The following is a 20,037-nucleotide window of genomic DNA, read 5'->3' as shown; positions in this document are numbered from 1 at the left end:
ATGTTGCAGTTCGAAAACGTTTCCACGTTCTACGGCAAGATCCAGGCCCTGCACGACGTCAATGTCGAAGTGCGCCAGGGTGAGATCGTCACCCTGATCGGCGCCAACGGTGCCGGCAAATCGACATTGCTGATGACCCTGTGCGGTTCGCCGCAAGCCTACAGCGGCAGCATCCGCTACATGGGTGAAGAGCTGGTGGGCAGGCACTGCGCCGAAATCATGCGCAAGAGCATTGCGGTGGTACCGGAAGGCCGCCGCGTGTTCTCGCGCCTGACCGTGGAAGAGAACCTGGCCATGGGCGGGTTCTTTACCGACAAGGGCGACTACCAGGAGCAGATGGACAAGGTGCTGCACCTGTTCCCCCGCCTCAAGGAACGCTTCAGCCAGCGCGGCGGCACCATGTCGGGCGGCGAGCAGCAAATGCTCGCCATCGGCCGGGCGCTGATGAGCAAGCCCAAGCTGTTGCTGCTGGACGAGCCCTCCCTGGGCCTGGCACCGATCATCATCCAGCAGATCTTCGATATCATTGAACAGCTGCGCAAAGATGGGGTGACGGTGTTTTTGGTGGAGCAAAACGCCAACCAGGCATTGAAAATCGCTGACCGGGCCTACGTGCTGGAAAACGGCCGGGTGGTGATGCAGGGCACTGGCGAGCAACTGCTGACCGATCCGAAAGTGCGCGAGGCATATCTGGGAGGTTAAGACCCGGTTACTGAGTAAACTGGATCTAAATGTGGGAGGGGGCTTGCCCCCGATAACGGTATATCAGTCACATGTCCTGTGCCTGACACACTGTCATCGGGAGCAAGCCCCCTCCCACATTTTGTTTTGCATAAATTTGAAGTTTTTTCGACTGATTTTGTAACGAACTCAATCCCCCTCCCTCTAGTGGTGCAAGCAGGCAATCAAGCCTGCGCATTCAACCACTGCTGGAGACACACCATGACCACCAAACTGTCCGCCGCCACCCTCGTCCTCGCCCTGGGTTCGGCCCTGAGCCTGTCCGCCCTGAGCACCACTGCCCAAGCAGCCGATGACATGCAGAAATGCTTCGGCGTGGCTGAAGCCGGCAAGAACGATTGCGCCGCAGGCGCTGGCACCTCTTGCGCCGGCACCTCCAAAACCCAGGACCAGGCCAATGCCTGGAAGCTGGTCCCCGCCGGTACCTGCACCAAGACCCCAAGCACCACCTCGCCGACCGGCTTCGGCCAGGAAACCGAATTCACTGCCAAATCCTGAAACCTCGTGCAGCCTGAGTACTGATGATGACGCCTACATCCCCTTATACGGTCTCACCGACTCAGGTGCCCGGCCTGCCCTTGCGGGCTGGGCTGGGGTTGAGGACCGAGCACTTTACCCAAGTGCTTGAGACCGGCCCCGATATCGGTTTTTTTGAAGTACACGCCGAAAACTACATGGTGGCCGGCGGCCCGTTTCATCACTACCTGGGATTGATCCGCGAGCAGTACCCGCTGTCGTTGCACGGCGTGGGCCTGTCCATCGGCGGCGAAGGTGCCCTGGATCGCGAACACCTGGCACGCTTGGCGACGTTGATCGAGCGCTATCAACCCCAGTCTTTTTCCGAACACCTGGCCTGGTCCAGCCACGGCCCGGTGTTTCTCAACGACTTGCTGCCGCTGGCTTACGACGCCACCACCCTGAGCCGAGTATGTGCGCATGTTGACCAGGTGCAGAGCACGCTCAAGCGGCCGATGCTGCTGGAGAATCCCTCGACCTACCTGCAGTTCCAGCGCTCTACCCTGGATGAAACCGACTTCATCAGCGAAGTCATCCGCCGTACCGGTTGCGGCCTGCTGCTCGACGTCAACAACGTCTACGTATCCTGCATCAATCACCAGCGCGATCCATCGGCCTACATCGACGCCCTGCCCTTGCACGCAGTGGGGGAGATTCATCTGGCCGGCTTTGCCGAAGACACAGACAGCCTGGGCGACCGCCTGCTGATCGATGACCACGGCGCGCCTATCGATAACGCCGTGTGGCAACTGTACGAGCACGTGCTGGCGCGGACCGGTCCGGTGGCCACGTTGATCGAGCGGGATAACCAGGTGCCGCCCTTTAGCGTATTGCAGGCCGAAGCCCGGCAGGCTGAAAGCTATTTGTCGCAGGTGGCCCGATGAGCCTTCAACAGGCATTCGCCCACGCGCTGCTGACGCCGGACGCAACCTGCCCCGAGGAGGTGTTCAGCAGCAACGGGGCCGACCCGGCGAGTCGCTTCGCGGTGTATCGCAATAATGTCCACAGCGCGTTGATAAATGCGCTCGTCGCCGCCTATCCGGTGACGCGGCAACTGGTTGACGATGAGTTTTTCCACGCCATGGCCAGCCTGTATGTCCAGGCTCACCCGCCCACCAGCCCTTTGATCAGCGAATACGGCAGCACGTTGGCAGCGTTTATCCAGCGCTTCGAACCGGCCTCAAGCGTGCCATACCTGGCAGATATCGCTCGGCTGGAGCGCCTGCGGGTTCGGGCTTATCACGCGGCGGATCGCCAGGCGCTGGATCAGCACAGCGTGCTCCAGCAACTGCAAGGCTGCGCGCAGCTGGGGCAATTGCGGGTGCGACTGCATCCATCCCTCGAAACATTGGAATCTCCCTACGCGATCGTGTCTGTTTGGGCTGCGCACCAGACCGACGGGGTTATCGCCACCTTGAACCCCTGGTACGCCCAAGGCGCGCTGGTCCTGCGCCACGGGTTGGCGGTCAAGGTGTTCGCCATCGACAGCGGCTCGGTGACGTTTATCAACCGCCTCAACCAAGGCGCCGGGCTGGAGTTGGCCATCGCTGACGCCCTTGAAGCCTCAGCCGAATTCGACTTGCACCAATGTCTCACGCTGCTGATCAGCCACGACGCCATTACTCATTTGCATCTGCCACCCAAGGTATCGCCATGAACACTCCCGCTCCGTGCCTGGTAAAGCGAACCATCGCACTGTTTGAAAAAATCCCCTACAGCCTGATCGCGTTTATTGCGCGCTTCTCCATTGCCGCAGTGTTCTGGAAGTCCGGGCAGACCAAGGTCGAAGGCTTTGCCATTGATGTGATCAGCGGCACATTCCAAGTCGGTGAACCCAAGCTCGCCGCCTCGACACTCTGGTTGTTTCGCAGCGAATATCGGTTGCCCCTGGTGCCACCGGAGGTGGCCGCGTACCTGGCAACCTTTGCCGAGCACTTTTTCCCGGTATTGATCCTGCTGGGGTTTGCCACACGCTTTTCGGCCCTGGCCCTGATCGGCATGACCTTGACCATTCAGTTGTTCGTCTACCCTGACGCCTACCCCACGCACGGCACCTGGCTCGCGCTGTTGTTGCTGTTGCTCGCCAAGGGGCCGGGCTGCTTGTCCATCGACCACCTGATTGCCCGTCGCTTGCGTTAAAGCCGATCCAGCGCCTCGCCGCTGCGCCGGAACCAATCCACCAGGTAATCGGCCAGCACCTGGGTGCGCCTCGGCAGCCCCCCCTGGTAGGGATGGACCAGGTACATCGGCATTCGGCGTGTCTGATAGTCGCGCAGGATCCAGCGCAATCGCCCCTCGGCCAACTCCGTCGGCAACACGTAGGACGGCAGGCGGGCGATTCCGGCGCCCACCAGGGCGGCTTTTTTCAGCAGGTTGTAATGGTTGGAGGCAAACGTGCCGCTCACCCGCACTCGCAGTAATTCATGCTGCTGGTGATACAACCACTCCTCACGACCGCTGTAGTGACTGTTGAGCAAGCAGCTGTGCGTCGACAGGTCCGCCGGGGTCAGCGGTTCGCCATGCTGCTCCAGATACGCCGGGCTGGCGCAGGTCACCTCGTGCCAGGCCAGTAAAGGCTTGGCGACCAGGCGTTCATTTTCGATGGCAGCCGCGCGCACGCCCAAGTCAAAGCCATCGCGCGCCAAGTCTCGGTAGCTGTTGTTAAGCTCCAGCTCGATCTGCACCTGCGGATATTGCCGGGAAAACTCCAGCAACAAGCCATCGAAGAAGGTTTCGCCCAGCGACACCGGAACGGTCATACGCACAGGGCCGGCCAAATCATCTTTGAGCCGCGCCAACGCCTGCCGCGCGCGTTCTACCTGTACCACCAGCGCTTGTGCCTGGGGCAGCAACGCCGCGCCGGCCGCGGTGAGGCTGAGCTTGCGGGTGGTGCGGTGCAACAGCACCACGGCAAACTGCGCTTCCAACTGGCTGATGCGCTTGGACAACTGCCCTTTGCTGCAGCCCAGCTGTTCGGCCGCCACGGTGAAACTGCCCGCTTCGATCAGCACAGCAAAGGCTGCCAGATCATCCATTTCGCTCATGGATTGTTTCCATTTGAAAACCAAAGGTTGCCTATTAGCGCGTTTATTCGCCTGAAAAGCCACACTAGACTGGACCTTCAGTTAACCCCCTGGAGGAACAGCACGATGAAAATCCTATTGATTGGTGCCAGCGGCACCATAGGTTCAGCGGTCAAGGCAGAGTTGGCGCAACGCCACGAAGTGATCAGCATCGGCCGTACCAGCGGCGACTTCCAGGTGGACATCAGCGATAGCGCCTCGATACGCAGGCTGTTCAAGCAGACCGGCAAGTTCGACGCCCTGATCTGCGCCGCAGGCAGTGTGAACTTCGTGGCTCTGGGAGAGATGAGCGACAGCGATTTCGAACTGGGTCTGCGTGACAAGCTGATGGGCCAGGTCAATCTGCTGCTGATCGGGCGCGAATACGCCAATGACGGTGCCTCGTTTACGTTCACCAGCGGCATTCTCAACCGCGACCCGATCCGTACCGGTGCCTCGGCCGCGCTGGTCAACGGCGCGCTGGATGCCTTTGTCAAAGCCGCGGCAATCGAGTTGCCACGGGGCTTGCGTGTCAATTCGGTGAGCCCGACAGTGCTGCTGGAAGCCATGGGCAGCTACGCTCCATACTTTCGTGGGTACAAACCGGTGCCTGGTGCAGATGTGGCGTTGGCCTACGCGAAGAGTGTCGAGGGCTTGCAGACAGGGCAGACCTTTATCGTGGGCTGACCTGCCAAAGAAGGTTCTCGGTACCTGCCACCTTTAGTGCAGGTACCGAGTTGCCCACTGCGCAGCCAAGTCTTTGGGCACGGCTACTCTTAAGCTGCCCCCCATAATCCCTTGAACGTGGCTGGTGTATAAACGGCGACCATCGATATAAAGCGTCATCTGCTTTCCGTAGGTCAGCGTGGTAATGGCTGTGGTACGCGCCTTGGCCTCTTCGCTTAACGTAATGCTGGCCGATACGGTATCCGCATTCAGATTGTGGATACTCTTGAGTTCAAGCGAGATCTCGGTGAAGTCATTAGCCGACGAATACTCCAACCTCGCGGCGTCCTCAGCAAACACCGAAACGCTGGCAAACAGCAGTCCATACGCGCTCCATTTATTTGTCATCGCAACTCTCCCAGGCAAAGTCATCAACCCTTGCATACCGCTCCCGTCCTTGCATCAGTAAAGGCTTAAAGGCTGACGTATGCCGCAGGTATTGGTTTCGAGCCGTTTACAGACTTGTGGTGCGACGCGAGGCTGCGTAACGTGGCGGCACTTGTTTTGGAGACCCGATCAATGCGCGCCGCTCGTACTCTTGCACTGCTTGCCCTGCTGCCCCTGTTCACCGCTTGCCAGATGTTCGAGAGCGAGCCGGCCAAACCGTCTACTGCCGGGCTGACCCGTATGCAGGGTGAGTTGACCGCTGTGGAGGGCAAATTGTTGTTCCAACCGTGCGGCGACAAACGCAACTATGTGGTCAACGACACCGGCGGCACCAGCATCCTGCAGGAAGCCGCGTCCCTGGCCGGCCAGCAAGGCGCTTTGTTTGCCGACCTGCGCGGCAAGTTTTCCGGGGTTGCCAGCGGCACCCAGGGTTCGCTCGACCTGCAACAACTCTATCGCGTAGAGCGCTCGACCTCAGCCTGCGACGATCCGGACTTCAAGCGCATGATCCTGCGCGCCAACGGCCATAAGCCGGCCTGGGCAATGAATGTCACAGCCAAGGGCATGGTGCTGGAACGCGAAGGCCAGCCACCGCTGGCGGTGCCCTACGTCGAAGAACAACTGGGCGATGGGCGCTTCAACCTGATGACCGAAGCCAATAACCAGCACATCGAACTGTGGGTGGCGCCCCAGCGCTGCGTCGACAGCGTGAGCGGCAGCCTGCAACACATGAGCGCCGAGTTGCGGGTGAACGGCCAGGTGCAGCGTGGCTGCGCGGCGTTTGGCGGCTCCCGGGACGACTGATTGTGCCTTGGGCTGTTTTAACCTGACGGAAAACCGCCTTTGGGGCTTATAATCGCCGGTTTGCAAAACAGCCGGCCTCCTTGCCCGCCGCCTACCGGATCCTGTCATGTTACGAATCACCGAACTCAAGCTGCCCATCGACCATCCCGAAGAAGACCTGCGGCCTGCCATCGTGCAGCGCCTGGGCATCGCCAGTGATGACCTGCTCGATTTCACCCTGTTCAAACGCAGCTACGACGCCCGTAAAAAGTCGTCGGAGCTGTGCTTCATCTACACCGTCGACCTGAACGTCAAGGGCGAAGCCGCCCTGCTGCTCAAGTTTGCCGATGACCGCAACGTCAATCCCGCGCCGGATGTCAGCTACAAGGTCGTGGGCCAGGCGCCGGCTGGCTTGGTTGAACGGCCAATCGTGGTGGGGTTTGGTCCCTGCGGGATCTTCGCCGGGCTGCTGCTGGCGCAGATGGGCTTCAAGCCGATCATCCTCGAACGCGGCAAGGAAGTGCGCCAACGCACCAAGGACACCTGGGGCCTGTGGCGTAAAAGCGTGCTCAACCCCGAGTCCAACGTGCAGTTCGGTGAAGGCGGTGCCGGGACCTTCTCCGACGGCAAGCTGTACAGCCAGATCAAGGACCCGAAATTCCACGGACGCAAAGTGCTGCACGAGTTCGTCAAGGCCGGTGCACCGGAAGAGATCCTCTATGTCAGCAAGCCGCATATCGGCACTTTCCGCCTGACCGGCGTCGTGGAGAACATGCGCGAGCAAATCATCGCCCTGGGCGGTGAAGTGCGCTTTGAACAACGCGTCACGGATGTGTTGATCGAAGACGGGCAGTTGAACGGCGTGGTCATCGACGGCGGCGAGCAGATCCTTTCCAGGCACGTGATTCTTGCCCTGGGCCACAGCGCCCGTGACACCTTCCGTATGCTCCATGAGCGCGGCGTGTACATGGAGGCCAAGCCGTTCTCGGTGGGTTTCCGTATCGAACACCCGCAGTCGCTGATCGACGCCGCACGTCTGGGCAAATACGCAGGCCATCCGAAACTGGGCGCAGCGGACTACAAGCTGGTGCACCACGCCAAGAATGGCCGCTCGGTCTACAGTTTCTGCATGTGCCCTGGCGGTACCGTGGTGGCTGCGACCTCAGAACCGAACCGCGTCGTGACAAACGGCATGAGTCAGTATTCGCGTAACGAACGCAACGCCAACTCCGGCATCGTGGTCGGCATCACCCCCGAGGTGGATTACCCGGGCGGCCCGCTGGCCGGTATCGAGTTGCAGGAGCGCCTGGAGTCCCACGCCTACATCCTCGGCGGCAGCAACTACGAGGCGCCCGCGCAACTGGTGGGTGACTTTATCGCCGGCAAACCTTCCACCGCCATCGGCAGTGTGGAGCCGTCCTACAAGCCCGGCGTGTCCCTGGGCGACCTGGCCCTGGCCTTGCCGGACTTCGCCATCGAAGCCATCCGCGAAGCGTTGCCGGCGTTCGAAAAGCAGATCAAAGGCTATTCGCTGCACGATGCAGTGTTGACCGGCATCGAGACTCGCACTTCGTCACCCTTGCGCATTACCCGCAATGAGTCGATGCAGAGCCTGAACGTCAAAGGCCTGTTCCCGGCCGGGGAAGGCGCGGGTTACGCCGGTGGGATTCTGTCGGCAGGTGTCGACGGGATTCGGATTGCCGAGGCGTTGGCGCGGGATATGTTGGGTATCGAAGCCTGAGAACACTGCAGTAAAAATGTCGGAGGGGCGGTGCGACGATTCGACTTGCTCCCTCCCACATTTTGATTTGCGCCCGGTCAGATGTTGGCGCGCAGGATACTGGTCGGTAGAGACTCGCCCTGCTCTACGCTCGCAGCCACTGCCGCAACCAACCCATCCAGCTCATACCCCTGCCCCGCCAACCACGCCTGATCGTAATAGGTGGTGGCATAACGCTCGCCGCCATCACACAAGATCGCTACGATCGAGCCTGACTCTCCCGCCGCTTTCATCTGGTGCGCAGCCACCAACGCGCCGATCAGGTTGGTCCCGCTGGAACCGCCGACCCGTCGTCCCAAACGCCCAGCCAGGTAATGCATGGCCGCCAATGACAAGGCGTCTGGCACCTTGACCATCGCATCAATCACCGCCGGCAGAAACGACGCCTCGACACGCGGGCGACCAATCCCTTCGATTCGCGAACCACACTCCAGGCGCAGGCTGGCGTCGCCGCTCTGGTAGAAGTCGAAAAACACCGAGCGCTCGGCATCGGCACACAGCACGCGGGTGCAATGCTGGCGATAACGTACGTAGCGGCCCAGTGTCGCGGTGGTGCCGCCAGTGCCGGGGCTGGAAATCAACCAACTGGGCTCCGGGTGCTCCTCAAAGCGCATCTGCTGGAAGATCGATTCGGCAATGTTGTTGTTTGCGCGCCAGTCGGTAGCACGCTCGGCGTAGGTGAACTGGTCCATGAAGTGACCACCACTTTCCTGGGCCAGGCGTTCGGATTCGGCGTAGATCTGCGTCGGATCCTGAACCAGATGGCTCTTGCCACCGTAGAAGGCGATCTGGGCGATCTTTTCCTGGGAGGTGGTGGCCGGCATGACGGCAATGAACGGCAACCCCAACAGGCGAGCGAAGTAGGCTTCAGAGATGGCTGTGGAACCGCTGGACGCTTCGATCACCGGGGCGCCCGGCTTGAGCCAGCCATTGCACAGCGCGTACAAAAACAGCGAGCGGGCCAGCCGGTGTTTCAGGCTGCCTGTGGGGTGGCTGGACTCGTCCTTGAAGTACAACTCGATGCCGGGCAACCCCGGTAACGGCAACGGGATCAGGTGGGTGTCGGCGCTCCGCTGGAAGTCCGCTTCAATGATGCGAATGGCTTCGCGGGCCCAGGTACAGTGGTCGCTCATGGTAGGTTCTCTAAGGTTTTCAGCCTTGATCTTAAGATGTTTCCTACACTTGACACAGATACAGTGCCGACTCAATTGGACACACAATTGCTAGTCTTTGACGCATTGGTAACCCGGCTCATCTCTTATAACAAATAAGAATATAACTTTTGTTTTAACAACTAACTGTACGGGTTAGGGTACCCACCTATTGAACCTCAAATGGAGAGCATCCCTTGCCTCTGCGTAGCACTTTTACTCGTTTCTTCCAGCTGGAAGCCGCCAGTGGTCTGTTGTTGATCGCCGCTGCCGCGTTGGCGCTGATCATCAACAACTCACCGTTGTCGCACCTGTACAACGCGTTTCTCGATACACCGGTGGTTGCCCAGGTCGGCGCGTTGAAAATCGCCAAGCCGGCACTGCTGTGGATAAACGACGGCCTGATGGCTCTGTTTTTCCTGCTGATCGGCCTGGAGGTCAAACGCGAACTGCTCGATGGTCACCTCTCCAAGCCTTCCCAGGTTGTGCTGCCCGGCGCAGCGGCCATCGGCGGCATGGTGGTGCCGGCGCTGATCTACTGGGCGCTGAACAAGGACAACCCGGCCGCCCTCGCCGGCTGGGCGATCCCGATGGCCACGGATATCGCGTTCGCTCTGGGCGTGCTGGCACTGCTGGGCAAGCGCGTACCGGTGTCGCTGAAGTTGTTCCTGATGACCCTCGCAATCATTGATGACCTCGGTGCCATCATCGTCATCGCACTGTTCTATTCCGCTGACTTGTCCGGCGCGTCCCTGGCGGGTGCGGGGGCTTGCTTGATTGCCTTGATTGCGATGAATCGCCTGGGCGTGATCAAGCTTGGGCCTTACCTGATCATCGGCCTGATCCTGTGGGTGTGCGTACTCAAGAGCGGTGTGCATGCCACACTGGCCGGTGTGACCCTGGCATTCTGCATTCCACTGCGCACCCGGAACGCCGAAACCTCACCGCTGCTGACCCTGGAGCACGCCCTGCACCCGTGGGTGGCCTACGCCATCCTGCCGTTGTTCGCGTTCGCCAATGCCGGGGTTTCCCTCACCGGCGTGAGCCTGGAGAGCTTCACCCATTCCGTGCCCATGGGCATCGCCGCCGGCCTGTTGATCGGCAAGACCATCGGTGTGTTCGGCCTCACTTGGCTGGCGATCAAGACTGGTATCGCGTCCCTGCCCAGCGGCGCCAACTGGGGCCAGGTGCTTGGCGTGGCTGTTCTGTGCGGTATCGGCTTCACCATGAGCCTGTTTGTAGGCTCCCTGGCATTTGTGCCGGGTGCCAGCGAGTTTGCCGGTGAAGACCGCATGGGGATTCTGACCGGGTCGATCCTGGCAGCCTTTATCGGGTATGCGGTGACGGCGATGGCGAGTCGCAAAAAAGCCTGAGCCCCTGGGAAAGCAGCATAAAAAAACCCCAACCGGTCACCCGGCTGGGGTTTTCTTTGCCCGATTACTTACCGCTTAGCGAGTAACGCGGCTGGTACCGTCAACAGTCATGATGCGTACGCGGTCGCCAATGCGGAAGATTTCATTTTCCTGCACGGCTTGTACGTAGGCGCGCATACTGCCGTCGTCTTCGCGCACGGTGATTTCCACGCCCTGGGTGCGGGTCAGGCCTTCTTCGGTGGCCGAGCCCAGCAGGCCGCCCGCGACCGCGCCGATTACAGCGGTGACGATGCTGCCACGGCCGCCACCGATGGCGCTGCCGCCAACACCGCCGATGACTGCGCCCGCAGCGCCGCCGATTGGGGTCTTGGTGCCTTCGATTTTCACCGGACGCAGGGATTCGATGGTACCCATGCGCACGGTCTGAACGCGACGCGCCTCATCACGGGAGTACGAGTCGCCGGTCAGACTCGAGGCGCAGCCACCCAACAGCAATGACAGGGTGGTAAAGCAGGCAACTAGTAAAACGGACTTACGCATAGCATCAACTCCAAAGGACAGGTATTCATTAAACGCTGTGGCTTGGCGCCTGTCACGGCAAGCCGGGCAGAAAATTGCTTTCATTCAGCCTGAGTACAGACTGCCAGCACCAGAAAACACGACGAACGGTAGCCTGGCTGTGGTGCGCAACGGCGCCCTCAACTGCTTGATCATTGTAGCCGCACAATCAAAAGCGCCGAAATCTCCTGAATAGAGACGTCGGCGCAAGGGGCATGATTCAGGCGGGATGACGAAAGGTGACGCTCAGGGCGCCAGGCGCTCGCGAATCCATTGGGCGTCTTGCACACGATAGTTGAGACGATCATGCAGGCGGCTGGCGCGGCCCTGCCAGAACTCGATGCGCTCGGGCAGCAAACGGTACCCACCCCAATGCTCGGGGCAATCGGGCTGGGTATCGCTGAAACGCTGTTCGGTGGCCTTGAGCAGATCGTGCAGCTCTTCACGGTCACGAATGACCCTGCTCTGCGGGGATGCCCAGGCGCCGAGGCGGCTGCCCAACGGGCGCACCTGGTAATAGGCATCCGACTCTTCAGGGGTGACCTTGACCACGCGCCCTTCAATACGCACCTGGCGTTCCAGGGTCGGCCAGAAGAACGTCATGGCCGCAAACGGCCGCGCCGCAAGTTGCTCACCCTTGGCGCTCTGGTAGTTGGTGAAGAAGGTAAAGCCCTGTGCATCCAGGCCCTTGAGCAGCAGGATGCGACAGTGCGGGCGACCGTCCTGGTCGACCGTCGCCAGGGTCATGGCATTGGCCTCCACCGGCGGCTGTTCGGTTTTCACCGCGTCGCCAAACCATTGGTGGAACAACGCAAACGGCTCGTCCGGGGCCTGGGCCTCGCTCAAACCGTCCCGTGTGTAGTCACGGCGCATATCAGCCAGTGCCTGGGTCATGCGGCTTTATCCTTGTGGTTCAACGGCTCAGTTTTTCGCCTGGTCGTTCGAAGCGGGTGCAGCAGCCTTGGCTTTGGTTGCAGCCGGCTTCTTCGCAGCAGGTTTGGCCGCGGCCTTTTTAGCCGCTGGCTTGGCGGCCGCTTTCTTGGCCGGAGCCTTCTTGGCTGGTGCTTTTGCCGCCGGTGCCGGGGCTGGAGCATTCTGCACGGCAACCATTTCAGCAACCGGTGGCGTCTTGCCCGAATTGTACTGGCTCAGCAGTGCAAGCATCGTTGTACGCTGAGTGAACATGATTTCCATGCGACGATTCAGCGCACGCCCCTGGTTGCTGTCGTTGGCGGCACGCGGCATAAGGTCGCCCATGCCACGCAGCATCAAGCGGTCCTGCTTCAAACCACTGAGGCTGAAGATCGAAGCAATGGACTGCGCACGCTCCTTGCTCAACGCCTGGCTCGCAGGAGCGCTGCCGGTGGCATCGACGTGGCCCAGAACCAGTACGGCGGTCTTGGGATCAGCCTCAACGGCCTTGGCCACACGAGTGAACGGGCCCAAAGTCACCGGCAGCAGCATCGCCGGACGCTTCGGGTTGTAGGAACCGTCTACCGGGGCAATCACGACCAGCACGTTGTCGCGACGCTCCAGTTGCAGCGAACTGCCCTTGATGGCCTCGCGCAGGCGTGGCTCGTAGTCGTCCAGCCAGGCTTGGGTGATTTTCGGGTCAGGCATTGGCACATTGGTCACGTCGACCTTGGCCAACGGCTTTGGCTTGCTTTCGAACGGCCACCACCAGCGGGGTTCGGCGTCGGTCTTGGCGACGACAGGTGCCGCGTCGGAAGTCGGGGTTGCGGCCTTCAGGTCGGCTTTCAGGTCGGCCTTGGCATCGGCGGCTTTTTCTTCGGCACTCTTGGTGGAGAACGGCCACCAGCTGTAGCCGGTATCAGCCTTGGCGGGCGAAGCAGGTGCAGCAGCAGCGGCGACAGGTTCAACAGGCTTGGCGCCGGCAGCTGGTTTGGCATCCGGCTTGGCGTCGGTTTGGGTCACTGCGTCCTTGGTCGCAGCCTTGTCCGATCCAAATGACCACCAATGCCCACCTTCGGCATCATTTTGTGGAGTTTGTGCGCAACCTGTAATAGTGAGGCACAGCGCCAGTGCCAAGGACTTGTTCGATAACATGAGATATCCACAAAATGAGAAAAAACCAGGGGGCCTGATGACCCGTTAAACAGACGCTTAAAGAACATTCAAGTTACAACATGTCGTTCAGCATCTTTTTATACTTGCCTTTGTAACAAAAAATTGTGAAACAGCAAGGGGTTTATAGACAACCGGCCAATATTCCGACCAACTTCTGCGCACGCGGGTCCATAAGTACGTAAGGGCCCAGGGTATTAGTCACAAAACCGAACGCTACATCATGTTCAGGGTCGGCAAACCCGACCGAGCCCCCTGCGCCGGGATGCCCGAAAGCGCGTGGCCCGAGGCCGAACGTGGCATTGGGCAGCTGCGGTTGATCCAACATGCAGCCCAGGCCGAAACGGGTTTGGGTCAATAAGGTTTTATCCGGCCCAATACTGTGTTCGCGGGTCAATTGTTCGAGCATGTCGCTTTCCAGCAAACTACCGTCCAACAAACCGCTATAAAACCCGGCCAGGCTGCGCGCATTACCGTGACCATTTGCCGCGGGTTGCTGCATGCGCCGCCATTCGGGCTTATTAGTGCTGGTCAGAATAGACGGTGGATTGGCAAATGCCCGTGTGGTCATCGCCGCCGGTTCGCGCATCATTACTTGAAGTAACCGTTGCGCGGCTTCATCCCCCATATTGCCCTTGCTGCGCGCTATATGGGCCACCCGATAAAACTCTGCATCCGCCAGGCCAACGTGGAAGTCCAGCCCCAGCGGCCGTGCGACCCGTGCCACGATCGACTCACCCGGCCCGCGCCCATCGGCGCGGCGCAACAGTTCGCCGACCAGCCAGCCGTAGGTAATCGCCTCGTAGCCATGGCCCTCGCCCGGGGTCCACCACGGCGACTCGGCCGCCAGGGTGTCAACCATCAGTTGCCAGTCATACAGGGCTTCGGTAGGCAGCATTTCGCGGATGGCCGGCAGCCCGGCCTGGTGGCAGAGCAACTGGCGCAATGTGATCGCCTCCTTGCCCGCCGCAGCGAATTCCGGCCAGTAGTCAGCCACCGGTGCATCAAGCTTGAGCTTGCCTTCGGCCACCAGTTGCAAGGCAGTGACAGCCGTGAAGGTCTTGGTGCAGGAGAACAGGTTGACGATGGTATCGCTGTGCCAGGCTTCGGCTCCGTCCTTGTCGGCAGTACCGGCCCATAGATCGACGACGGTTTGCCCGCCTACCTGGATGCACAGCCCGGCACCACGCTCCTGGGGATCATCGAACAATGCGGCAAAGGCTTCGCGTACCGCTTCGAACTGCAGCTCGTAATGACCCTGAATCTGCACCTGATTCCCCTCGCAAAGCACCATGAAAAGTGGCCGCCATTCTTTCAGCCATTGTGGGTTTTGTGAACCCGTCAACGACGAATCAATGACCGTTGCCGGAGTGCCCACCTGCATGTCCAGCGCCCTGCCCTGCGCCTTTGCCGCCCTGCCCCTGCTTGGCGCCTTCACTTTCACGCGCCGTGCGGGTCGCCTTGGCTTTTTGCGCCTCACGGCCCAACTGGTCGACCGCCGCCAGGTTGCTCTTGCGCACACTGTCAACGAAGCCCTGGAAAGGTACATCGGTGATGCCAACAAGGCCGAAATGGCCATTTTCGCCATCCAGCAGACGCCCGGTGACCGGCTGGTCCAGGTACTGGAACCAGTGCACGCCAACAATCGATGGCTCGGCCATGGCCTGCTTGAGGAACGTGGCGTACGCCGTACCGCGATCTTCTTCGCGGGCCAATTGCGTCACGCCGCCCCAGAACGGGCCACGGTCGGCCGAGCCGAAGTTGAATTCGGTGATCAACACCGGTTTGTCCAACTCACGCAGGGCGGCGAAGTCATAACCGTCCTGGGGTTTTAGGGTGTACATGTTGAAGCTCAACACATCGCAATACTGCGCGCACGACGCCACTGCTTCCGGGGTGCTCACGGCAAAACGGCCGCCCAGCAACAGTTGGTTCGGCGCGTGCCACTTCAGCGAGTCGGAAATGGTCTTGAAGTAAGCGTCGGCGAAGGTCTTCTGGAAGTACTTGAAGTCAGCTTCGATTTCCGGGTGTTCAGGGCTGGGCATCGGTGGCTCGAAGCCTGGGTCTTCCATCAGTTCCCAACCCGCCAGTTGAATACCCCAGGCTTTGGACAGACCTTCCTCGTTGCGATATTTGTCACGCAGCTGCTTGAGGAACGCGCGCTTGGCCGGGACATCGGTGGTCATGCGCAGGGTGCCGTAAGCCAAGGCGTAGCGGGATTTTGCATCGTCGCCAGGACCGGCCCAGGCCAGTTCGTTGTCGGCAAAAAAGCCGATCAACCACGGATCGTCGCGGTGATCACGAGCGGCGATGGCCACGGCGCGTTCGGTGGCCATCGCGAAACGTGGATCGAACGGATCGGGCATACCGCCCCACCAGTCGGTGCCGGTGCTGATGCTCGCGTAGTCACCCACAATCGACAGCGGCAGGGTATAAGGCACGCGGTCGGCAGTGGCCAGGTCCTCGTCGCTCCAGTTGCCCACGGTATTGAAACCCCAGGCTTGCAGACGGTCCAGGGTGTGCGTCACCCAGCGCTTCTGGTCCAAACTCTCGCCGCCGTAGGTGCGCTGCAGGTTGGCGCCATAAAAGTCATACCAACGCCCCGAACCAAAGCCGCGACCTTCGCCGGCACCGTTGCCGGTGCGGTTATCGCTGCTGCCGTAGTACTTGTCGAAGGATTCGCCGGCCTTGGGCAACGCCGCGAACATCCACTCACGCCCTGCCACGTAGGTCTGGCTGTTGTCCGCAGCCACGGTGTTGACCCCCAGTGAATAGAACGGATGACCTTCAGGCGTCACCAGATACCAGCGGCCGTCGCGCTTCTCTGTGCGGAAAAAGCCGCTGGAATCGAACGCCGGGCCTTTGTTCCAGCCGCCGTATTGGTCCAGGGAGGATTTGTCTCGCTCAGCCAACCAGGTTTTGAGCTGCTGCTGCTCTTTGGCAGCCGACGCCTTGAGCTGCTCGTCGCTGCTGACCTTTTCCGGCCAGCGCGCCCGGGTGGATTGGCCATAAGAGTCGACCAATTCGCTGTAGGCGGCCGTCATTACCGGCTCGCTGTCCTGCACGCCAAAGCGCTCCAGCAGGATGCTTTGGGCGGCATTGGGCTTGATCATCGACAGGGTCACCGACACTACCTGGCTGCGGTCGATTTCGCCGGCACTGGCGGCCAGCAATACGCGCTGGCCATCCACGGTCATCGGCATCGGCGGGCCAGCCTTCATGCCCTGGCTCAGTGGCGAGTTGGCTTGCAATGGTACCAGCAGGGTCTGCGCAGGCCCGGCCGGCAAGTCGATGCGGCTGACCAGGGTCTTGCCGTCGGCGCTCTGCACCTTGACGTAGAGGGTCAGTGCCCAGTTCATCGCGCTCTGGATACGCAGGCTCATGGCGCTCGATTGCGACCAGTCCCACACACCGGATTGCGGGCTGAGCACCAGGCTTGGCTCGGCCGCCGGGTTGAAGGTGATACGGCGCAGCACCTCGCCTTCGGGAGTTTGTTCGGCGTTGTATTGGGGCAGGCTGGCGTCCTGAGTCGCCACCTTGACCACATCGGCAGGCCGGACGAAGTTGAACAGCGTTTGTTGCCCGGCAGGCGCGGCCATCAACGGCGCAGCGAACAGCAAGGCAAAAAGAGCGGGCAGCGTGCGAATCATACGAACAAGGTTCTCCCAAACGGCCGGTGAATGGCCTGGTGATAGTGATGAGATAGACCACAAAGTGGGCGAATTCGCCCACGGGGGTTTAAGAAATTTCGCGCCTGAACGGCGGCAACGCATTGAGGATAGCTTTGCCATAGCGTTGGGTGACCAGGCGGCGGTCAAGCAAGGTGATGGTGCCGCGGTCTTGCTCGGTGCGCAGCAAGCGCCCGCAGGCCTGCACCAGCTTCAATGAGGCATCCGGCACCGAGATTTCCATGAACGGGTTGCCGCCACGGGCTTCGATCCATTCGGCCAGTGCGGCCTCGACCGGATCATCGGGCACCGAGAACGGGATCTTGGCGATCACCACGTGTTCGCAATAAGCGCCAGGCAAGTCCACGCCCTCGGCAAAACTTGCCAGGCCGAACAATACGCTGGAATCACCGCCGTCGACCCGCGCCTTGTGCTTGTTCAGGGTTTCCTGCTTGGACAGGTTGCCCTGGATAAACACCTGTTTGCGCCAGTCGCGGTCGAGGCCATCGAACACGTCCTGCATCTGTTTGCGCGACGAGAACAGCACCAGGGTGCCGCGCGAACCTTCCACCAGTGACGGCAGATCGCGAATGATCGCCGCCGTGTGGGCAGCCGCATCCCGAGGGTCAGCCTTGAGGTCCGGTACGCGCAGCACACCGGCATCGGCATGATGAAACGGGCTCGGTACCACAGCGGTAACGGCCTTTTTCGGCAGGCCGGCGCGCATACGGAAGCGATCAAAGGTGCCCAGGGCGGTCAGCGTGGCCGACGTTACCAGGCAGCCGTAGGCCACGTTCCACAGGTTGCGGCGCAGCATTTCAGCGGCGAGGATCGGGCTGGCGTTGACCTCGATATCAAACAGCGCACCGCTTTCCGACAGGGTAAGCCAACGGGCCATGGGCGGGTTGTCTTCCGGATCTTCCACGGTGAACGCGGTCCACAGCTCCCAGTTACCCTGTGAGCGGGACAACAGGCTGCCGAACAGCGGGTACCACTCCTCGGCCTGGTTGCTGGCAATGCCGATATTGACCTCGCCGTCCATGCCTTCCTTGAGCAAATCCGTAAGGCGGGTGAACAAGTCGGTCAGGCGTGAAAAGCCTTTCTTCAGCTCGATGCCCATTTCGCGCATGTGCTCGGGGATCATGCCGCCGACAAAACGGTGGCGCGGGCGCTCACGGCCCTCGACGTCTTCGCCGGGCTTGAAGTCGGCCACCTGTTCGCAGGCGCTGAACATGAATTGCTGTTGGGTCTTGATCTCCCGCGCCAGCTCCGGCACCTGCTCGATCAGCTTTCCCAGGTCGCCGGGCAGCGGATGCTGGGCCAGCAACTTGGTGAGGTTCTTGGCAGTGGTTTCCAGCCAGTCGGCAGTGGAACGCAGGCGCGTGTAATGGGCGAAGTGGCCGATGGCTTTGTCCGGCAGGTGGTGACCTTCGTCGAACACATAAAGCGTGTCGCGTGGGTCGGGCAGCACCGCGCCGCCGCCCAGTGCCAGGTCGGCCAGCACCATGTCGTGGTTGGTGACGATGACATCCACCTTGCCCATGCCTTCGCGGGCCTTGTAGAAGGCGCACTGGCCGAAATTGGGGCAATGGCGATTGGTGCACTGGCTGTGGTCGGTGGTCAGGCGCGCCCAGTCGGAATCCTCCAGGGCGGTGGGCCAGCTGTCGCGGTCGCCGTCCCATTTGTTGCCGGCCAGTTTCTCGATCATGCTGGTAAACAGCTTCTGGCTGGCCTCGTCGACCTCGATCTTGAAGCCTTCTTCTTCGAACAGCGATGCGGTGGCGGTTTGCGCATGGCCTTCCTGCAGCAACACGTCGAGCTTGGACAGACACATGTAGCGGCCACGGCCCTTGGCCAGGGCGAAGGTAAAGCTCAGGCCGCTGTTGCGCATCAGGTCGGGCAAGTCTTTGTAGACAATCTGCTCTTGCAGGGCGACGGTGGCGGTGGCGATCACCAGGCGCTTGCCGGCGGCCTTGGCGGTGGGGATCGCGGCCAGGCTGTAGGCCACAGTCTTGCCAGTACCGGTGCCGGCCTCGACGGCCACAACCGCGGGTTCGCCCTCGCGGCGACCTTCGTCATCGGTGTCGATATCCCCGAGGACTTTCGCCACTTCGGCGATCATCAGGCGTTGGCCGTAGCGCGGTTTCAAGCTCTTGGCTTCGAGAAAACGCGAATAGGCGCCCTGGATCGTGGTTTTGAGTTCAGTGCTGATCATGGATAGTCGGGCGCAAAAAACGCTGGATAAATTTTCAGTGGTTCGGATCGGCCGCTATCATACCCCGCTAATTAATCCCGCGCAGAACGGAGTACCACAATGACCGCGTTTAGCCTCGCTTACACCCTGCATGTACTGGCCGCCCTGATTTGGGTCGGCGGTATGTTTTTCGCCTGGATGATCCTGCGACCCGCCGCCATGGCGGCCCTTGAGGGCCCTGCCCGGCTCAAGTTGTGGGCAAATGTGCTTCAACGTTTTTTTGTGTGGGTGTGGGTCGCGGTCGTGATTTTGCCGATCAGCGGCGTTGGTTTGCTGCAACTGCGCTTCAACGGTTTTGAAACCGCGCCGCGCTATGTGCAGGTGATGATGGGGTTGTATCTGGTGATGACTGCGCTGTTTATCCGCATCCAGGCGTTGAAGTTCCCGGAACTGCGCAAGGCGGTGGCGGCTGAGGACTGGCCGGCGGGCGCGGCTGCGCTGGGGCAGATTCGCAAATTGGTGGGGATTAATCTGATCGTAGGGTTGGTGGTGGTGGCGATTGCTTCGGCTCGACCGATGTTCTGAGGCGAGGCTTGCATCGCCATCGGGGTGTGGATATCTACACAACTACAGTTCGCCGTACCCAACGGTAACCACGATGCGAAGCGAGCCGCTCTTGATCTTGATCTGCTTTTGATCTTAAGCGCCCCGTCAAACCACGCTGGCCGGAATTCGACAGGGATTTGGGGGGTAAACCGGCAGGGATGCCGGTTTAGCCGCCCCGCGCCATGGATGGCGCGTGGCGGCGGCCCCCCAAATCACTGGCGGATTACGGGCACACCGAGCCTAGGCGAGGTGCCAAGTGGTGGGGCAAGAGCGTTTTGCTTACTTTTGTCTGGGCCGGCATTCCGGCTTTTCAAAAGTGAGCCGCTGTAAGAGCGGAACCAATAGCAGCCGTTACCCAAATAACGGATATGTACTCGGTCTGATCCAGCATCCTGGTCGGCCCTGAG

At 60.8% G+C, this 20,037-nt stretch carries 19 protein-coding genes; 10 read left to right on the top strand and 9 right to left on the bottom strand.

Annotated features, from left to right (window positions below; genetic code table 11):
* The 5 genes from PSEBG33_RS19755 (at position 1) to PSEBG33_RS19775 (ending at position 3,396) form a co-directional block, all read left to right on the top strand.
* Positions 1–702 (top strand): ABC transporter ATP-binding protein, encoded by a 702-nt coding sequence (locus PSEBG33_RS19755; RefSeq protein WP_005785830.1) that lies wholly within the window; start codon positions 1–3, stop codon positions 700–702.
* A gap of 240 nt (positions 703–942) precedes the next feature.
* Positions 943–1,239, top strand: a complete 297-nt coding sequence (locus PSEBG33_RS19760; protein ID WP_005785829.1) for a DUF2282 domain-containing protein — start codon at positions 943–945, stop codon at positions 1,237–1,239.
* A 23-nt stretch (positions 1,240–1,262) separates the two neighbouring features.
* A complete protein-coding gene (locus PSEBG33_RS19765; RefSeq protein WP_005785827.1) occupies positions 1,263–2,141 on the top strand; it encodes a DUF692 domain-containing protein in 879 nt (292 codons plus the stop codon).
* Complete coding sequence (locus PSEBG33_RS19770; protein WP_005785825.1) at positions 2,138–2,914, top strand: DNA-binding domain-containing protein; 777 nt, start codon at positions 2,138–2,140, stop codon at positions 2,912–2,914. Before PSEBG33_RS19765 ends, PSEBG33_RS19770 begins: the two co-directional genes overlap by 4 nt.
* A complete protein-coding gene (locus tag PSEBG33_RS19775) occupies positions 2,911–3,396 on the top strand; it encodes a DoxX family protein (RefSeq protein WP_005785823.1) in 486 nt (161 codons plus the stop codon). The genes PSEBG33_RS19770 and PSEBG33_RS19775 overlap by 4 nt, the downstream gene beginning before the upstream one ends.
* Here PSEBG33_RS19775 and PSEBG33_RS19780 read toward each other — a convergent pair.
* The gene (locus PSEBG33_RS19780) at positions 3,393–4,301 is read right to left on the bottom strand and encodes a LysR family transcriptional regulator (RefSeq protein ID WP_005785822.1); all 909 of its coding nucleotides are present in this window, start codon (positions 4,299–4,301) and stop codon (positions 3,393–3,395) included. The two genes, PSEBG33_RS19775 and PSEBG33_RS19780, sit on opposite strands and share 4 nt — an antisense overlap.
* Positions 4,302–4,406: 105 nt before the next feature.
* On the opposite strand from PSEBG33_RS19780, the gene PSEBG33_RS19785 reads away from it, so the two are divergent.
* Entirely contained in the window at positions 4,407–5,006 is a 600-nt protein-coding gene (locus tag PSEBG33_RS19785) for a short chain dehydrogenase (protein ID WP_005785820.1), read from the top strand.
* Between the two features lie 33 nt (positions 5,007–5,039).
* On the opposite strand, the gene PSEBG33_RS19790 is transcribed toward PSEBG33_RS19785, so the two are convergent.
* Positions 5,040–5,429 (bottom strand): hypothetical protein, encoded by a 390-nt coding sequence (locus PSEBG33_RS19790; protein ID WP_050989030.1) that lies wholly within the window; start codon positions 5,427–5,429, stop codon positions 5,040–5,042.
* Positions 5,430–5,564: 135 nt separating this feature from the next.
* On the opposite strand from PSEBG33_RS19790, the gene PSEBG33_RS19795 reads away from it, so the two are divergent.
* Together PSEBG33_RS19795 and PSEBG33_RS19800 are read left to right on the top strand one after the other, a co-directional pair.
* A complete protein-coding gene (locus tag PSEBG33_RS19795; RefSeq protein WP_005785817.1) occupies positions 5,565–6,236 on the top strand; it encodes a COG3650 family protein in 672 nt (223 codons plus the stop codon).
* Positions 6,237–6,342: 106 nt separating this feature from the next.
* Positions 6,343–7,956, top strand: a complete 1,614-nt coding sequence (locus PSEBG33_RS19800) for an NAD(P)/FAD-dependent oxidoreductase (RefSeq protein ID WP_005785816.1) — start codon at positions 6,343–6,345, stop codon at positions 7,954–7,956.
* A 77-nt stretch (positions 7,957–8,033) separates the two neighbouring features.
* Here the strand turns inward: PSEBG33_RS19800 and PSEBG33_RS19805 are convergent, their stop codons facing one another.
* On the bottom strand, positions 8,034–9,128 hold the full coding sequence (locus PSEBG33_RS19805) for a PLP-dependent cysteine synthase family protein (RefSeq protein WP_005785814.1): 1,095 nt from the start codon (positions 9,126–9,128) through the stop codon (positions 8,034–8,036).
* A gap of 215 nt (positions 9,129–9,343) precedes the next feature.
* Between PSEBG33_RS19805 and nhaA the strand changes: the two genes are divergently transcribed.
* The gene (nhaA, locus tag PSEBG33_RS19810; protein WP_005785813.1) at positions 9,344–10,519 is read left to right on the top strand and encodes a Na+/H+ antiporter NhaA; all 1,176 of its coding nucleotides are present in this window, start codon (positions 9,344–9,346) and stop codon (positions 10,517–10,519) included.
* A gap of 75 nt (positions 10,520–10,594) precedes the next feature.
* On the opposite strand, the gene PSEBG33_RS19815 is transcribed toward nhaA, so the two are convergent.
* From PSEBG33_RS19815 to dinG, 6 genes are all read right to left on the bottom strand, one after another.
* Positions 10,595–11,059 (bottom strand): glycine zipper 2TM domain-containing protein, encoded by a 465-nt coding sequence (locus tag PSEBG33_RS19815; RefSeq protein ID WP_003189251.1) that lies wholly within the window; start codon positions 11,057–11,059, stop codon positions 10,595–10,597.
* Between the two features lie 264 nt (positions 11,060–11,323).
* On the bottom strand, positions 11,324–11,971 hold the full coding sequence (pdxH, locus tag PSEBG33_RS19820) for a pyridoxamine 5'-phosphate oxidase (RefSeq protein WP_005785810.1): 648 nt from the start codon (positions 11,969–11,971) through the stop codon (positions 11,324–11,326).
* A gap of 27 nt (positions 11,972–11,998) precedes the next feature.
* Complete coding sequence (locus PSEBG33_RS19825) at positions 11,999–13,144, bottom strand: OmpA family protein (RefSeq protein ID WP_005785808.1); 1,146 nt, start codon at positions 13,142–13,144, stop codon at positions 11,999–12,001.
* 142 nt (positions 13,145–13,286) lie between these two features.
* Complete coding sequence (locus PSEBG33_RS19830; RefSeq protein ID WP_005785806.1) at positions 13,287–14,432, bottom strand: EstA family serine hydrolase; 1,146 nt, start codon at positions 14,430–14,432, stop codon at positions 13,287–13,289.
* A gap of 82 nt (positions 14,433–14,514) precedes the next feature.
* Positions 14,515–16,812, bottom strand: a complete 2,298-nt coding sequence (locus PSEBG33_RS19835) for a beta-galactosidase (protein WP_005785804.1) — start codon at positions 16,810–16,812, stop codon at positions 14,515–14,517.
* An 88-nt stretch (positions 16,813–16,900) separates the two neighbouring features.
* Entirely contained in the window at positions 16,901–19,045 is a 2,145-nt protein-coding gene (dinG, locus tag PSEBG33_RS19840; protein WP_005785803.1) for an ATP-dependent DNA helicase DinG, read from the bottom strand.
* A gap of 99 nt (positions 19,046–19,144) precedes the next feature.
* On the opposite strand from dinG, the gene PSEBG33_RS19845 reads away from it, so the two are divergent.
* A complete protein-coding gene (locus PSEBG33_RS19845; protein WP_005785801.1) occupies positions 19,145–19,609 on the top strand; it encodes a CopD family protein in 465 nt (154 codons plus the stop codon).
* Positions 19,610–20,037 lie beyond the last annotated feature (428 nt).

The sequence above is a fragment of the Pseudomonas synxantha BG33R genome (genome assembly GCF_000263715.2).
GTDB lineage: Bacteria > Pseudomonadota > Gammaproteobacteria > Pseudomonadales > Pseudomonadaceae > Aquipseudomonas > Aquipseudomonas synxantha_A.
This window is presented reverse-complemented; position numbering and strand designations above follow the sequence as displayed.

Bases quoted from the DNA above. Each gene is read 5' to 3' on its own strand.
- PSEBG33_RS19835 (WP_005785804.1), bottom strand. From the start codon at position 16,812: ATGATTCGCACGCTGCCCGCTCTTTTTGCCTTGCTGTTCGCTGCGCCG.
- PSEBG33_RS19760 (WP_005785829.1), top strand. From the start codon at position 943: ATGACCACCAAACTGTCCGCCGCCACCCTCGTCCTCGCCCTGGGTTCG.
- dinG (WP_005785803.1), bottom strand. From the start codon at position 19,045: ATGATCAGCACTGAACTCAAAACCACGATCCAGGGCGCCTATTCGCGT.
- PSEBG33_RS19795 (WP_005785817.1), top strand. From the start codon at position 5,565: ATGCGCGCCGCTCGTACTCTTGCACTGCTTGCCCTGCTGCCCCTGTTC.
- PSEBG33_RS19770 (WP_005785825.1), top strand. From the start codon at position 2,138: ATGAGCCTTCAACAGGCATTCGCCCACGCGCTGCTGACGCCGGACGCA.
- PSEBG33_RS19775 (WP_005785823.1), top strand. From the start codon at position 2,911: ATGAACACTCCCGCTCCGTGCCTGGTAAAGCGAACCATCGCACTGTTT.
- PSEBG33_RS19780 (WP_005785822.1), bottom strand. From the start codon at position 4,301: ATGAGCGAAATGGATGATCTGGCAGCCTTTGCTGTGCTGATCGAAGCG.
- PSEBG33_RS19815 (WP_003189251.1), bottom strand. From the start codon at position 11,059: ATGCGTAAGTCCGTTTTACTAGTTGCCTGCTTTACCACCCTGTCATTG.
- PSEBG33_RS19785 (WP_005785820.1), top strand. From the start codon at position 4,407: ATGAAAATCCTATTGATTGGTGCCAGCGGCACCATAGGTTCAGCGGTC.
- PSEBG33_RS19845 (WP_005785801.1), top strand. From the start codon at position 19,145: ATGACCGCGTTTAGCCTCGCTTACACCCTGCATGTACTGGCCGCCCTG.
- pdxH (WP_005785810.1), bottom strand. From the start codon at position 11,971: ATGACCCAGGCACTGGCTGATATGCGCCGTGACTACACACGGGACGGT.
- PSEBG33_RS19805 (WP_005785814.1), bottom strand. From the start codon at position 9,128: ATGAGCGACCACTGTACCTGGGCCCGCGAAGCCATTCGCATCATTGAA.
- PSEBG33_RS19765 (WP_005785827.1), top strand. From the start codon at position 1,263: ATGATGACGCCTACATCCCCTTATACGGTCTCACCGACTCAGGTGCCC.
- PSEBG33_RS19825 (WP_005785808.1), bottom strand. From the start codon at position 13,144: ATGTTATCGAACAAGTCCTTGGCACTGGCGCTGTGCCTCACTATTACA.
- PSEBG33_RS19790 (WP_050989030.1), bottom strand. From the start codon at position 5,429: ATGCAAGGGTTGATGACTTTGCCTGGGAGAGTTGCGATGACAAATAAA.
- PSEBG33_RS19755 (WP_005785830.1), top strand. From the start codon at position 1: ATGTTGCAGTTCGAAAACGTTTCCACGTTCTACGGCAAGATCCAGGCC.
- PSEBG33_RS19800 (WP_005785816.1), top strand. From the start codon at position 6,343: ATGTTACGAATCACCGAACTCAAGCTGCCCATCGACCATCCCGAAGAA.